The sequence below is a fragment of the Syntrophorhabdaceae bacterium genome (assembly GCA_036504895.1).
Taxonomy (GTDB): Bacteria; Desulfobacterota; Syntrophorhabdia; order Syntrophorhabdales; family Syntrophorhabdaceae; genus PNOM01.
In genome coordinates this window covers 40,227-55,115 of record DASXUJ010000048.1, presented here as the reverse complement: position 1 = coordinate 55,115, position 14,889 = coordinate 40,227, and the positions used below count along the sequence as shown (strand labels likewise).

At 58.7% G+C, this 14,889-nt stretch carries 14 protein-coding genes; 4 read left to right on the top strand and 10 right to left on the bottom strand.

Annotation, left to right across the window (positions count from 1 at the left end):
• The first annotated feature begins 318 nt into the window (after positions 1 to 318).
• The 4 genes from VGJ94_06040 to VGJ94_06025 all read left to right on the top strand — a co-directional run bounded on the left by VGJ94_06040 (position 319) and on the right by VGJ94_06025 (position 2,993).
• Positions 319 to 1,329 carry an XdhC/CoxI family protein gene (locus VGJ94_06040; GenBank protein ID HEY3276161.1) on the top strand — a complete coding sequence of 337 codons (1,011 nt, stop codon included), beginning with the start codon at positions 319 to 321 and terminating at the stop codon, positions 1,327 to 1,329.
• Between the two features lie 81 nt (positions 1,330 to 1,410).
• The gene (locus tag VGJ94_06035; protein ID HEY3276160.1) at positions 1,411 to 2,391 is read left to right on the top strand and encodes a WYL domain-containing protein; all 981 of its coding nucleotides are present in this window, start codon (positions 1,411 to 1,413) and stop codon (positions 2,389 to 2,391) included.
• Positions 2,392 to 2,470: 79 nt separating this feature from the next.
• Positions 2,471 to 2,737, top strand: coding sequence for a hypothetical protein (locus VGJ94_06030; GenBank protein HEY3276159.1), 267 nt, complete (start codon positions 2,471 to 2,473; stop codon positions 2,735 to 2,737).
• Positions 2,730 to 2,993, top strand: coding sequence for a hypothetical protein (locus VGJ94_06025; protein ID HEY3276158.1), 264 nt, complete (start codon positions 2,730 to 2,732; stop codon positions 2,991 to 2,993). Before VGJ94_06030 ends, VGJ94_06025 begins: the two co-directional genes overlap by 8 nt.
• A gap of 29 nt (positions 2,994 to 3,022) precedes the next feature.
• Here VGJ94_06025 and VGJ94_06020 read toward each other — a convergent pair whose 3' ends face one another.
• From VGJ94_06020 to VGJ94_05975, 10 genes are all read right to left on the bottom strand, one after another.
• On the bottom strand, positions 3,023 to 3,664 hold the full coding sequence (locus VGJ94_06020) for a nucleoside deaminase (GenBank protein HEY3276157.1): 642 nt from the start codon (positions 3,662 to 3,664) through the stop codon (positions 3,023 to 3,025).
• Positions 3,665 to 3,761: 97 nt separating this feature from the next.
• Positions 3,762 to 4,781: a hypothetical protein gene (locus VGJ94_06015; GenBank protein ID HEY3276156.1), complete on the bottom strand. Its 1,020-nt coding sequence runs from the start codon at positions 4,779 to 4,781 to the stop codon at positions 3,762 to 3,764.
• Positions 4,778 to 5,959: an MFS transporter gene (locus tag VGJ94_06010; protein HEY3276155.1), complete on the bottom strand. Its 1,182-nt coding sequence runs from the start codon at positions 5,957 to 5,959 to the stop codon at positions 4,778 to 4,780. Before VGJ94_06010 ends, VGJ94_06015 begins: the two co-directional genes overlap by 4 nt.
• Entirely contained in the window at positions 5,956 to 6,834 is an 879-nt protein-coding gene (locus tag VGJ94_06005) for an FAD binding domain-containing protein (GenBank protein HEY3276154.1), read from the bottom strand. Before VGJ94_06005 ends, VGJ94_06010 begins: the two co-directional genes overlap by 4 nt.
• Positions 6,834 to 7,310, bottom strand: a complete 477-nt coding sequence (locus tag VGJ94_06000; GenBank protein HEY3276153.1) for a (2Fe-2S)-binding protein — start codon at positions 7,308 to 7,310, stop codon at positions 6,834 to 6,836. Before VGJ94_06000 ends, VGJ94_06005 begins: the two co-directional genes overlap by 1 nt.
• Positions 7,307 to 9,610 (bottom strand): xanthine dehydrogenase family protein molybdopterin-binding subunit, encoded by a 2,304-nt coding sequence (locus tag VGJ94_05995; protein HEY3276152.1) that lies wholly within the window; start codon positions 9,608 to 9,610, stop codon positions 7,307 to 7,309. Before VGJ94_05995 ends, VGJ94_06000 begins: the two co-directional genes overlap by 4 nt.
• Positions 9,597 to 10,727, bottom strand: coding sequence for a histidinol-phosphate transaminase (gene hisC, locus VGJ94_05990; protein ID HEY3276151.1), 1,131 nt, complete (start codon positions 10,725 to 10,727; stop codon positions 9,597 to 9,599). Before hisC ends, VGJ94_05995 begins: the two co-directional genes overlap by 14 nt.
• A gap of 11 nt (positions 10,728 to 10,738) precedes the next feature.
• Positions 10,739 to 12,034, bottom strand: coding sequence for a hypothetical protein (locus VGJ94_05985; GenBank protein HEY3276150.1), 1,296 nt, complete (start codon positions 12,032 to 12,034; stop codon positions 10,739 to 10,741).
• 147 nt (positions 12,035 to 12,181) lie between these two features.
• Positions 12,182 to 13,171: a hypothetical protein gene (locus VGJ94_05980; GenBank protein HEY3276149.1), complete on the bottom strand. Its 990-nt coding sequence runs from the start codon at positions 13,169 to 13,171 to the stop codon at positions 12,182 to 12,184.
• Positions 13,172 to 13,355: 184 nt separating this feature from the next.
• A complete protein-coding gene (locus VGJ94_05975; GenBank protein ID HEY3276148.1) occupies positions 13,356 to 14,537 on the bottom strand; it encodes a glycerol dehydrogenase in 1,182 nt (393 codons plus the stop codon).
• Positions 14,538 to 14,889 lie beyond the last annotated feature (352 nt).

Sequence of the window (14,889 nt, the reverse complement as noted above, 5' to 3'; positions counted from 1 at the left end):
AAGGCCGCAGCCTAATTTTGGCCCCTTCGGCCCGAGGTCATTTCGAAGGACGTAGAGCAAGGGGGTGTCCGGACTTGCTTTTATTACTGCTGTCTTTCCGTTTACCGTCAGGACGGTCATAATCTCCTCTCTCCGGTAAAACATGATGATCCCGGTGCAAAAGTGAAACAGCTGGGCAATCTTTGTGGGGGGGAGTATATACTCTAGTACCATCATAGACTAAGTTGACAATATATATTTGAATTGATATATTAAAACCCGGTGAAATGGAAAGCCTTCCATTCCGGACTTGCGTGAGACGGGAAAAGGAGAACCGCTTTGAACCTATATGACGTAATCGAGCAGTACCTGGGAGAAGGTCGTGGCGGCGTTCTCGCAACGATCATAAGAAAACTGGGGGCGACTCCGCAAGGATCGGGGGCCAAGGTTTTTTTGGGAGAAGACTTCCGGCTTCACGGTACTATCGGGGGAGGCTGCGTGGAGGCCGAGGCGACGAAGGAAGCCAGGTGGCTCATGGGAGGCAGGGACACCAAAGTAATTCACTATACCATGACGGGAACGGAAGTGGCCGAAGAGGGGATGATCTGCGGGGGCAATGTGGATATTTTCCTGGAGCCCGTCCTTCCCGTCCATAGGGACCTCTATACGGCGATCCGGTCATGCGTGACATCAGGACGAAGGGCCCGGATCATCACGGCTGTCGGCGACGGACGGTTCTTCAAAATGGTCCAAGCTGAAGACGGTGAAGTGTGGGGCGGCGACCCGAAGGCCCTTCCCCATGAGGTGACCGGCGGCTCCTTTGGAGAGCGGAAAACCCTGGTGAAGGCCGGCTTCCTTGTGGAGCCGATCAATCCCAAGCCCCGCCTCTATCTGTACGGCGCCGGTCATATATCCCAATTCATCTCCAGGATTGCCGCAATGGTCGATTTCGACATCACGGTGATCGACGACCGTATGTCCTTTGCCAACAGGGATCGTTTTCCCGAAGCCGAACGCGTGATCGCCGGATTTTTTGACGAGGTCTTGAGAAACCTCGAGCGGACGCCGGAGGATTACCATGTCATCGTCACGAGAGGCCACAAGAACGATGCGGAAGTGCTCGAATCGGTCCTCGCCCAGCCTTCGGCATACGTGGGCATGATAGGCAGCAGGCGTAAGACGAAGATAATCTACGACCACCTGGCGGGTCGCGGCGTGGACCCGCGGTTGTTCGAAAATGTTCATGCCCCCATCGGTCTCGATATCGATGGGGAAACACCGCAGGAGATCGCCGTGAGCATTGCGGCCGAACTGGTCAAGGTAAGGGCGGCACGAAAAAGGCAAGGCTGAGGCGGACTTCTTTTCAGCCGGCTGGAATTATCTGCCTTTCCCGCGGGGTTGCGGGTCCACTTATGGTATAATCTCGAACCTATGAAACCAATGAAAAAAGGGGCGAGTCCCGCGGGCATCTCGGAAAAAGTCATCCGTCTCCTCGAGGTCTACACCCTCATTGCCCAGAGTAAGTTCCCTTCCATAGACTCCATGATGGAACGTTTCCAGGTCGCCAGAAGGACCGTGTTCCGTTATCTCGAGCTCATTAACATCATCGATCCCATCGAGTATGACCGGGACCGGGGCGGCTACAAATTCACCAATGGCGACCGCATCAAGAAGCCCATGCTCTCGGATGAGGAGTTCCAGACCCTGCTCGCAGCAGGGGAGTCAATCTCTCATCTCGGCAAGCCCTTCACCCTGAATTTCCAGAGCCTCGTGACGAGGATGTTCACGCCCGGCGCAAAGATTTCGCCGGGAGAGGGTTCCCCCATCGTCATCAAGACCCCCGATACGATCTTCAACGAAAAGATGGAGGCCATCTTGAGGATACTCCTCATCTCCGTCCAGGAGAAGCGGTCGGTCGATATCACCTACAAGGCCCGCCTCTCCAAAGAGAAGACGGGGCGCACTGTAGACCCTTATGTGGTGGTCCTCTATGAGGGTATATGGATCCTCGTCGGCTTCTGTCACCTGAGAAAGGGCATCCGCAGTTTTGCCCTCGACAGGATAATCGATATAGAGGAGCGCAACCTCTATTTCACTCATCGACCCGATTTCGACCTGAAGGCCTACCTGTCCGGCCCCTGGGGCATCATTGACGGCAAGATGGCGAAAGTCACCGTCAGGTTCGAAAAGGTGGTCTCGGATTACATCCTGAGAAAAGATAAGTGGCATCCCTCTGAAAAAAGGACGATCCTCCCCAATGGTGATGCGGAGCTCTCCTTTACCGTTTCGGGCGTGGATGAAATCAGGCGATGGATCTACTCCTGGCTCCCCAATGTGGAAGTTACGAAGCCGAAATGGCTAAGGAAACAGATCGAGGAAGAACTCTCCCGGTCCGCCCGAAAACATTCTTAAAAAATTCTCCTAAAATCCGCTGACATACTGTTGTCACTCCCCCCTGATACAATTCTACAGTCAATACAGGAGGGCGAAGATGGCGCTACACACGTTCAGGATAAACCACACATACGGAACCGTTGATACCTTTAATCCGGCGGATGCCATGGAGGAGGCCGTCATGGGAGACCGAGATGGCTACGAGCTCATGGAGGCGGAAGGTTTTGAAGCGAGGTGCCTTCAATCGGCTCTATCAGGCGATGGGCAATTGGCCCGCGAGGGCATTCTCCTCATGGCGCTCTGCCTGCATAAGGAGGGACGACGCACGGAGCGGGCTGCGTTACGGGGTAAAAGGGATGAATAAGACCCTTATTCCGGCACTCTATATCCTGGCTTTCCTGGTCGCGGTGCCTGATTTGCAGGCCCCCGAGATTACCGAGCGCGATCTATCCGGCTACGAGGCATATCGCATCGCGGAGAACGGCGCCATCATCGACAGGGACGGCGCCATGAAAGGGTGGTTTCATGGAGATACGATATATGACACCATGTGGAACGAACAATATGTCGTCATGGAGGGGAAGAAGCTCCGTCCCGTGTCGGGCGGCCGCGGAGGATAAGAGGCATAGCCCCCATCGGCCCCTAACCCTTATCGAGGCTCGCCATTGCAGCGGCTCCCCATGTCCGCACAGTCCAGTTTCTTCAGAATGGAAGATTGAAACGAATCCCGGGGCCAACAGCAGAAGACCTTCAGGCCTTCCTTTTCGAGGACAGGCCCGATCCATTCAAGGGGTTTATCGGTCTGTTCATGGAGTTTGTCACAGGGAATGCTCTTATCCTTAAATCCCGTCAATTCCGCCAGGGCGTCGTAGGAGACGCCATAGACGACTCTCTTGAAGCCTGAGTACCACATTGCCGCGCAGCAGAGCATGCAGGGTGCGGCGCTGGTGTACAAAGTGCTCTCCCCCAGCACTTTGGGCGAAATCTCTCGTCTCGCCCTGACTATGAGGTTTATCTCCGCGTGACGGGTACTGTCTTTGTCGGTATAGACCGTATTCTCCGTCGTCAGCATAACTTTGCCCTCATGGACCAGGAGGGCCCCGAAGGTGTGGTTGCCTTTTTTTCCGGCACTGATCGCCAGGTCATAGGCCTGCCGGATGAATCGTTCGTGATCTTTTGCAGCGGTCTCGGCCTGATTGGGGCCAACTGCCCCATTGCCGGCCATGACCGGGGCAAGGGACAGGGCGAGGAGCAGGGCTGACAAAATGGCGGTAAGGGTGAGTCCTTTCATGCAAGCAGCCCCTTTCGGATATATTTAATTTCCATTTTTCTCCTTTATCAGGAACAGGGGGCCAATTGCGGACCCGTGCCTTTCATGGCGTGAGGCGTCATACGCCGTTCGCCCAGTCTTCCCTGGCATATTCCATGATCTTTTTTGCCCGGTCCGAATGGAGTAGAATCCCCTCCCATGAGGGGGTGGCGAAGACTTTCTGCATGAGGAGGCCGTCGCCGCCGAACCATTGGGCAAGGGCTCCGCCGAAGAAATACCCCTTCGTCTTCAGGTGTTCCACTATGGCCCCGATCCATGGCCACGAGAGCTTGAGCCATACCTGCACGACCATCGTTCCCCTGGCGAGGGCCTTACGTTCCTCGACCTCGAAAGCCCCCGGGAAATCCTCTCCCCCCTCGTGGACCGCCATGCGGGCTACCCGGGCAAAATCGAAGACCCGGGTCGTAATGGTGGTGGGCAGTCCCGGCGGGTTTGCCTCGTTTGGAGATTGCAGGAGGGTCCGCTCATCGTCCAGGGCTTCATATACAAACGTAAGGGCGTCCTGATACCGTCCGGGCATATATATCGTCTGCGGTCTCGGGTGGTAGGTCCGGAAAATGAGGAGGGCAGCGACCCGGCCCCCGGCGCTCCCTTCCTTCTCGTAGGCCTCGACGGGCATGAGGTCTATTTCGAGGGCCATCGGCACGGTCCGGGATGCGGTCAATGCTTTCTGCATAAAAATATGGTTGCAGACGCCTTCTCCGAAGACTACGTCGAGGTCCATGGAAGGGGCCATTACTTCGAAGGCATATTCCTGCAGGTTTCCCAGTATTGCGAGACCCCTGTAGGAAGACAAGACGAGGCCCTGGCCAAGCTCATAGGCCCTAGGGCTGGGGGCGGAGCGGTAAAACGCCTCATGGCCGACCACATCGCCTCTTTCGGTCCTGGCCACGAGAGATATGTTGTCCCCTCTTTCGCAGGCATCCCTCAACCGAAGGGGATCGTAGACCAGTTTCATGGGATAGGCGTCGCCGTATACCTCTCTGAAGAGGCGCGCCACTCCGGCCGCGTCTTCAGGGCGAAAGGCGTCCACCTCGAATTTCTGCCCTGCCTCGATCCCCGGTCCCTGCTCTCTCACGCGTTCCTCCTTGGGGAAATTGTCCATATAAGGCCTGCGGCAGCGAGACCTATGAAGGCGGTGAAGATGAAGAGCGGACCATAGCCCCCGCGGGATATGATAACCCCTCCTCCAAAGGGGCCCAAAAAGAAGCCCCCCTGCATCATAAGGAGGGAGAGGTTGAGGTTCATGCTCCTGAAAGGGGGCTCGGAAACATCGAATATGAGGGCGAGAACCACGGGCATTGCGATCCCCCACCCGAGGCCCATGATAAGGGCCAGAATATAAAACGTCTCAGGGCGGCAGAGCGCGCCGAGGGCATAGTAAGAGGCGGCAAGCCCGGCCAGGGAGAGGCCGGCGACGGGGGCCTTGTTGAAACGGTCGAAGAAGGCAGATCCCGCGACCCTCACGCCTATCATGGCCGCGGTGGCGATGGTGAAGAAAAAGCCGGGGTTTTCTATCCCCTGCCCGTGGGCATACTCCTTGAGAAAGAAAAAAACGATGGTGTAGGAGCTATAGAGCAGGAGCTGTACCACGAGGAGGGTTGCCACCTTCCGGTCCTTAATATCCGTCCACAGGTCCCGGGTCTGGGTGGGACGGATATCTGCGGGGCCTGTAATCCCTGCCGGCGGCGCGGGCTTCACGGCTAAAACCGCAAGGGAAGAGAGGAGCATGACCAGGCCCCCGAGGATCAGGATATGGCGGAAATCCGCCGGTCTTTCCCCGATCAGACCGACGAGAGGGGGAATCATGGAGTAAGGGAGGAGCCTGACCACGGATATGAGGCCGAAGGCCCTGCCGCTTTTCTCACGGGGTATCCACACCGTGATCATTGCCATTATGGCGGAGACGAGGCAGACAAAGGCAGCGCCGTGGATTACGCGGACTATTGCGAGGGTCACGAGATCCAAGGCGAAGCTGTAGGCGAATAGAGCGAGCGCCATTCCGAAGAGGGAGACCACGATCCATTTCCGGCCGTTCCCGCTATTGAGGCGCACCGCGAGCATGGGCTGGAGAACGAAGCATGCAAGAGAGTCGGCCCCTATAAGGAACCCGAACCACCCGGAGGGGATGGACAGGGCCTGAAGATAGTGCTGGAACTGAAAGAAGAGGGCCATCACGGCCGCGGCAAAGAAGAAGATGAGATTGAGGGCCGTGAATTCCCTGGTAAAAAGCCTGTCCGGTTGCAATGTGGTCATGTTCGGGTAAGCCCCTCCCCCTTCCCGCCCATTTCCCGGGGTCCGTACTCCGCAAGGCGCAGCACGAGGTTTCCGGCCAAGGCCCTCCTGTAGGATGCACTCGCCCTTACGTCATCGATGGGGGAGACGATCTTATCGACGATGGGCACGATCCTTTGAAGGCTCTCCCGTGTGAGGGGAAAGCCGACAAGGGACTCCTCGGCCTCGCGTGAGGTCACCACCACAGGGCCCACACTCCCCCAGGCAAACCGGGCCTTTTTCACGATCCCCGCGTCCGTGGAATTTATGAGGGCCGCAAAACTGGCGATCGCGATGGCCAGGGCTTTCCGCGGTCCCACCTTCTCAAAGTGAAAAAGCGCAGGGGAGTCATCCTTCTTAAGCCACACCCCGTAGAGCAGCTCATTCTCCGCAAGGGCGGTCTTCCCCGGTCCCAGGATAAATTCGTGAATCGGGAGCCGGCGGGACCGGTCCCTCCTCCTCAGCTCCACTTCCGCGCCCAGGGCGTAAAGGGGCGGCAGCGCGTCGCCCGCAGGTGAAGCAGTGCAGATGTTGCCCCCTATGGTGCCCATGTTCCTTACGGGCGGCGAGCCGAGCACGCGCAGGGCCTTCGCAAGCAACGGGAAATGGGCCTGAATGAGCGGGTGGGACAAGAGGCGCGTGTGGCTCGCGCCGGCCCCGACAAATATGGCGCCCTCCCTTTCCTCGATCGATCGAAGCTCCCTTACGGCTTCAAGCCCTATGAGGGCCCGGGGGTATTGAGCCGAGGCGCGCAGCTTTACGAAAAGGTCGGTGCCGCCGGCAAAGAATTGGGCCATGCCGCACTCCTCCTGCCTGCTCCACAGCTCGCTTAAGGACCCGGGCAGATAGACGTTCATTACGGGCGCCCACCCAACTTGCGTGCAGACGCCGCGGCCGACACCGCCTCCACGATCTTCTGATAGCCCGTGCACCGGCACAGGTTCCCGCTTATGCCTTCCCTGATTTCAGCCTCCGTCGGGCTCGGGTTTCGCGTGAGAAGGTCGAGGGATGCCATCACCATGCCGGGGGTGCAAAAGCCGCACTGGATTGCGCCATATTCTATGAAGGCCTTCTGAAGGGGGTGGAGCTCTCCATTCCGTGCCAGCCCCTCGATGGTCATGACCTCGGCCCCGTCGAGCTGAGGCGCGACCATGAGGCAGGCGAGCCTGCTCTCCGAGTTGACGAGGATCGTGCAGGCCCCGCATTCCCCTGTGCCGCACCCCTCTTTCGTGCCCGTCATCGTGAGGTCCTCCCGGAGTAGATCGATCACCCTTCGTCTCTCATCCGTCTCCATTTCCCTGGCCTCTCCATTGAGAGTGAAGCGTATCTTCACAGGTCGGCCTCCTCTGCGTTCCCGGACAAGAGGGCCTCATGCACGGCTTCGCCAATGAAGGGCGCACGAAGGATCCTGATCCCGCACGCATCGCAGATGGCGTTTCCTATGGCGGGCATGGGTCCGCTCATGCCTATTTCTCCCGCCCCCTTCATTCCGAAGGGCCCCGTCTCCTCGGCTATTTCAACGGGTATGGACTCTATCCGGGGGATATCCATGGATGTAGGGATGATATAGGTGGCAAGGTCTTGTGTGACGATAGAACCGTTCGCGACCTTGAAATCTTCGGTCAGGGCGTACCCGATGCCCATGGCGGTTGCGCCCTCGATCTGCTGTTCGTACACCCGGGGGCTCATCACCTTGCCCGCGTCCGTGATTGCGAGGTAGCGCGCGATCTCCACCTGCCCGGTGAGCTCGTCGATCTCCGCATAGACGAGGTGGGCGCCGTAGGAAAAGATGAGGTGAGGTCCCATGTAAATGGCGTCGAGCCTTTCCCGGGTCACGGGCATCCTGAAATATCCCGTGGCCGTCCTTGCCGGCCCGTCCATGGAGCCGGCCAATTCCCCGAGAGAGATCTCGTTCCCTGTGGGGATATGGCGAACCCGGTCCGGCACAAGGACGAACTCCTCCGGCCGGGTTCCGCCGGTTTGGGCGGAGGCGGCCTTCAGGATAGCTTTTTTGAGATCAGTGGCTGCCTCGATGAGGGCATTGCCATAGGTATAGGTGGTCCGGCTTGCCGACGAGGAGCCGGACGGCAGGGTGCGCGCCGTATCGGGCAGGACCAGCTCCATTGCGGGGCCGTCCTGGACGAGAATATGGCCTGCAATCTGCTGATAGGTGCTTGCATTCCCCTGTCCCATGTCAACCACACCCGCATAGACCCGGATCTTCCCCTCCGCGGTAAGCTCGATCTTTGCCCGGGCCTCGTCGGGCACCATAGGCGGGTAACCCATGGCATGGGCCATACACGCGAGCCCTACGCCCCGGACTTTAAATAGGCCCGCCCCCTTTTTCCACTCATCCCGGGTCTTCCAGAGAGGGTGGCCTAAGATTGTTTCAAGACACTCCGCAGCCCCGGTGGAGTGGGTGAGGATCACTCCCACACAATTCCTGTCCCCTTTCCGCACCACGTTTTGAAGGCGGATCGAGAGGGGGTCCATGCCGAGCTTTCGGGCTGCCATATCGACCATCTGCTCCATGGCAGCCGTCACCTGGGGCACGCCGAACCCGCGGAAGGGTCCGCCCACGGGGTTGTTCGTATAGAGGGCCCACCCTTTTACGCTCACGTTCGGGATACGGTATGCCGAGCCGGCATGCTCGGCCCCCAAGGTCATGATCTCCCCGCCGAGGGGCGAATAGGCGCCTCCGTCGTAATAAAGCCTGCATTCGAGGGCGTGGAACGTTCCGTCCTGCTTCGCGCCCAGCCGGTAATGCATCGTTGCGTTCATGCGCTTCACCCCGGCAAGGAAACTCTCCTCCCTGTCCCACCAAATCTTTACAGGCCTGCCCCCTGCATGGAGCAGGGCAAGGGCGAGGAGGCACTGGACCGTGATGCCGTCCTTGCCGCCGAAGGCGCCGCCGAGATAGGGCGCGATGACCCGGATGCTCCCCGGGTCCATTCCCAGAACCGGGGCTATCTCGAAACAGTCACGGAAAGGCGTCTGGGTAGAGGCGACGATCACGCAGGCCCCGTTCTCCGCGCGATAGGCCCACCCTGCCTCGGTCTCGAGAAAGGCATGTTCCTGGACGGGCGTCTCGTACACGCCCCCCACCACCACGTCGCACTCGCCCATGGCAGAAGCGCATGCGCCGGTCTCCACTGACACGGCTTTTATCACGTTCCCTTCGGGGTTGTCCTCGTGCACGAGGGGAGAGGATTCTTTCAAGGCCTCCTGCGCGGAAAAGACCCCGGGCAGGGGCGCATACTCGAGGAGAATAGAATCGATTGCCCCTTTGAGGGCGCCCCGGCTCTCTGCGAGGATAAGGGCCACTGCCTCGCCTGAGTGGCGGACCACGGTCTCGGCAAGAACCGGCTGGTTCCTTCGGATTATCCCTAACCTGTTCTCCCCGGGGATATCCTTCCAGGTAAGCACCGCAATGACCCCGGGCAGGGCCTCCGCAGCCTCCGTGTGAATGCCCTTGATCGTCGCGTGGGGCACGCCTGCCCGTTTTACGCCTGCCCAGAGGAAGTCGCCCTCGTAATAGTCGGCGGCATATTTCTCTTTCCCCGAAACCTTGGCGCTGCCGTCCGCGCGGGGCGTTGCTTTCCCGATCTCAAAAGGAATTCTATCGACCTTCATGGCCCGGTCTTTCCCCGAGGATGTAGCGCAGGGCCCCGATAAATGCCTCCATGGCCTCATGTTGGGCTATGCTTACCCGTATCCAGTTGGGGAACCTGAACCCCGTCATGCTGCGGATCATGACACCCCGACTCATGAGCCTGCGGTATGCAAGGGTATCGCTCATGGGCAGCTTCACCATGATGAAGCACCCTTCCCCGGACTGGGTAGTGAGACCCATGGATGCCAGCTCCGCGGTGAGATACCCTTTTTCCACCCGCACCAGCTCGCGAGTGCGCTCGATATGCCCGTGATCGCCCATGGCGGCCAGGGCAGCATCCTGGGCCAGCCTGTTCACCGAATAGACGACGCGCGTGCGCCTGATAATATCCACCACTTCCCGACTTCCCGCCAGATACCCTATGCGCAGTCCCGCGAGGCCGTACATTTTCGAAAAAGTCCTGAAGACGACCAGGTTCGGGAACTCTTTGAGGAGGCTCATGGAGTCGGGAAAATCGGGGCCCTCTACAAATTCGCAATAAGCCTCATCCACCACTACAATCCGGCGCCCTTCCGTGCGGGTGAGAAACCGGCGCAGTTTCTCCTCGCTCCAATAAGTTCCCGTGGGATTATTGGGATTGCAGACGAAGAGTATCTTGGTCCGTTCGTCCACCTGGCCGAGCATGGCCTCCCCATCGAAGCCGAAGTCCTTAAGCGGGGTGAGCCGCGCCCGGAACCCGGAAAAGGCGGCCACCCATTCATAGACGGCAAAGGTCTTATCAGCGGTAATGATATTGTCCCCTTCCCGGCAAAAGGCTTTTATCACAAAAGCGATTACCTCGTTTGCGCCGTTGCCCACCAGAAACTGGTCCGGGTGGAGCGAGTATTTTTCCGCGAGCTTTTGACGCAGGTAGTATGAGTCGCCGCTCGGGTAAAGGCCCGCCTCCGCCGGCTCGAACCGCCGTATCACCTCACGGGCGGAAGGGGGAGGCCCGAAGGGGTTCTCATTGTTGTTAAGCCGCCACAGGTGGTCGCACCCGTAGAGGTTCATGAGCACGCGGTCGGGATTGCTGGGGATGTAGGGCTCGAATTTCCTTATGTGGGCCGGGACGAGAGAGGCGAGGTCAGGAAGGGGCATGGCCTTTATTATTACCCCTGGTACTGGAAGGCAACCATATCCGCACCACCCCCGTGAGGAAAGACGAGACGGGGCGCAAACCCTTGCCGGAACAGAAGAGGGGTCAGATCGACCTCCCGGGTATGGGCGAGGTCCATTTCAAAAAAAATGTCCGAAAACCCTTCGGCTCTCAATGATTTCACATGATTTTCGAGGACCTCCCGGGCGTCGGCGCCGTCCCAGAGGAGGCGGAGAATTGCCGAGCTCAGGACACGATCGAAGCGGAGAGAAAAAAAGGCATGGGCGGGCCGTGCCTCACCTCCGCCGGTGGTGACGCGGATATGGCGGGCAAGAAAGAGGCGCTCATATTCCTGTTCCAGGAACGATACGAGGTCAGGATGGGCCCAGACGCTAAGCCCGGGGTCTTCCTTCAGCTGGCGGTAATAAAAAAGGCGGGCCTCTCTCAGTCCGTCAGGTTTTATGCGGTCGATAGACCCCAATAATTCGAAATAGCCGTGAGGGAGCTCGGGAGTCGGGTATATGTCGGTCACGCAAAAGGCCTCTGTCTTTGCGATCTCCATGAGAAGCCCATCCACCAGGGCCTCGGACATGCCGTATTGAGGGGGCTGATCGAAAAGATAGGGACCGAAGGCCTCAATCAGGCGCGCGCCTTCCGTGCGCCACATTATCCCTCCCGCCACCTCGGCCCCGCCGCCCGTTGCCACCAGGACGCGGTACTGACCCTGGGCAACCATATCGACTACCTTACCGGGAAAGCAAAAGTCGACGGGGAAAAATTGAGGCCCATAATAGGCGGCAACCTGCCGGACAAAATGCTTGAGGGCTTCGTTTTCGGGCGCGGCCACATGGAACCGGGCCAGGGCGGGAACCGGCGTCCTGACCAACGTACCTGCCTCGGGATAGGTTTTTTCTTTCACGAGACCCACTCCGCCGTCTTCGAGCATGTGAAGACGGTCCACGAACCTGGACGCGATAATGAGGCCCATGGACGCAAGATCGTCTCCGGGCTCGAGGGGCCCGGGTCCCCTTTCCGGGAGATGAGGAGGCGGAGAGTCCGGGTCGGCATGGAGGAGGAATTTCACTCCCACATAGTAACAGCCGTCCTCCGTCTCCACTGAAAGGGCCTCGCCTTTCCGATATTCTGCGAGGTACGTAAATATCTCCTCGCTCGCGAGCCGCAGCCTCCCCGCATCCTGAGCCTCCATTCCGAATGCGGCGGCCGATTCCTCGATAAAAGACATGGTGAGAGAGAAGTAGGTCATGTCGAGGTGCGTGGCAAGGCGAGTCTCTCTGTGCGCTCGTTCCAAGGATGTCTCCATAGTAATGATTACGGGTCGGTTCTAACTTATATCAGGAAGCATGAAACCCGTCAACAAAACCGAATCTATTGACCCTTTTCCCGCGGATGCAGGACCGGGAGATCGGATCGTTCCGCCAAAAGGCGTATCGCAAAATTATTGTTGCCAATCGGTCCTGATAAACTCCAGGATCTGCTTCGCCCGGTCGGAAAAGAGGTGAATCGCCTCCCAGTCCGGCTGGGTGAGGGTTTTCTGCATGAGAAGCCCGTCCTCACCGAACCATTGAGGCAATATGCCGCCAAAGGAGTAGCCCGTATCCTTCAACAGAGCGACCGCCCTTCCGATCCATGGCCATGACAATTTCAGCCACACCTGGATTACCTCCCCATGCCCGCCCGGAATACGCTCCTCCTCGGCAGAAAAAGCCCGTTCAAATTCCGATCCTGCGGCATGGACAGTCAGGCGGGCAACCCGGGCGGAGGCAAATATCTCCGTCTCGATCCGGGTCGTTTCCGAGGCGGGAAGCCCCTCTCCCGACCGGGAGAATGACCGTCCGTCATCGAGGCCGCGGTAAATATATTGGAAGTACTCCTCATATATCTCAGGGACATGGACCACGTGCGGCTTCGGGCGCGCGGTAATGAACATGAGGAGCGTCGATACCCGCCCCGGTGCGCTCTGTTCCTTTTCATATGCCTCGGCAGGCATGAGGCCGACCTCGAGGGCCGTCTCTATGAAGGGTATTTCGGCAAGGGCAGCTTTCTGGATATAGATGTGATTGCAGACCGGCTCCCCGAAAAGCACCGTGATATCGCGAATGCCGGGCAATGTCTCTCTCACGTGGCGGAAGATCATCCTCATAATGCCCGCGTTCCGGAAGGCCGGCGAGACCGCCCCATTCCCCTTCTCGTATACCCCTTTGTCCGGGGCAGCGCGGAACAGAGAGCTATACCCCACGACCACCTTTCGGGAAGTACGGACCACGATCGGTATCTGCTCCCGTGTTTCGAATGCGGCGACAAGCTGGTCGGGGTGATAGACTATCTTCGCCGGATATTCGTCTCCATAGACTTCCGTAAAAAGCCTCGCCACCCCTTCCGCATCTTCAGGTCCAAAAAAACCGACGGTCAATCCATCGCCGCTCATAAAGGACTCCTTTCATTGCCCGCACCGGGGCTTTTATTTTTATCCACCTTCTCCGCTGCGGGTCTTGTGCAATAATCGGATTGACCTTCGCCCTATCTTTGATAACCATGCCGTCGAACTTAGCTTTGAACGGTTAGCTTCTCACGTGCGTGGTGAGGCTCCGGCCATGGAGCATCCCCTGCCCTTATTTTGTCAGGGTTTTCCCCATGGTCTTTCCGAACTCGCTCGCCTCGAGAATCGATGCCTTCAGGAAATCATGGCTTATTTCAAACGGCTCGTAGTGGATGAAGAATACGTTGAGGCTCTGCTTCACGATCTCGTCCAGCTCCGGCCCCCTCTCGAGCGGGTCGAAACCGATTTGAGCGAGGTGCAACGGCAGGCCCACGTCCTTAAAGAAGCGGGCGGCCTGCTCCGCCTCGTCCATTCGTTTTTCCATGATCAATTGTGTCATCGTGCCGATGGCTACCAGCTCTCCATGAAGGCAGTTTGTATGCAAATCCCTGCAGGCGGTCAATCCCTGGGCCACGCCGTGCGCCCCCGCAAGGCCGCCGCTCTCGAACCCGAGCCCGCTAAGAAGAATATTGGCCTCTACGATACGTTCGAGGGCCTCGCCCGTTTCCCGGTTCCCGATCTCTTCCAGGGCCGCGGTGCCGTATTCGAGGAGCAGGTCACGGCACTGACGCGCAATAGCCAGGGCCGCCATGGTCGGCCTGGCGCCCCGTGCGGTCCGGGCTTCCTGGTTTTCCATGCAGCAGCGCGCTTCATAGAATGTGGAAAAGGCATCCCCCATACCGGCCACGAGAAAGCGGGTCGGGGCAGCGGCAACCACATCGAGATCGACCAGCACCAATAAGGGATTGGTTGAGCTGAATTCGACATCGGCAAAAACCCCGTTCCCGTCGTAGACAACGGAATGGGCCGATGTCGGTGCATCGGTCGAAGCCGTGGTGGGGATTGTAACGGCCCGCACGCCGAGCCTCGAGGCCGCCATTCTCGCAGCATCGAGGCACTTGCCCCCGCCGATGCCGATAAGGACATCTATTCGGGGACCGGGACCTTCGAAGAATTCGGCGACCCTTCCCGCCTCCGCCAGGGATGATTCGCCCTGAAAGATAGCCTTTCTTACGGTAAAGCCGGCGGCCCTGAGGCTATTTTCCACCCTGTCCCCAAGGGCACGGTCCCGCCCCGGGGTAATGAGCACGCCCGCGCAGCCCGAGACGCACAGGGACAGATACTCTCCGAGGAGGCCGATGACTCCCTGCCCCTGAATGTATTGAGAAGGAGACACGAAAAGCTCTATGGGCCGCCCGCGATCCGGGAGCCTTTGGTATGTCGGATTGGGGTCACGGGCGCTCGGGTTTTTCATCCATTTTCCTCCTGTCTTCAAAGGGCTGCAATCCGCCGCAGCCGATAATTATCCGTCCCGTCCATGCCGTGGGGCCGGCTATTCATTCCGGACCCCCTTTGCGGGATGCCCTATTATATACTATACGGGCCTCCATCTGTGATCTAATGATGGCCCCTTGAGCCGTGCCCTTCCCGGGATGGGGTTTGGTCCGGCCGTCAGGGCCGGGGTACTGTCACCCCCTTTAAGACGTATCCGCGAAGCCGGAGCAGGGAATTGGGATGATAGGAAAGCAATTGCCCCACCCTTGACTTTCAGCGGTTGAGCTTTATAAACCATTTATCGAGACGAGTGCCCCGCAGGATTGAGGAGC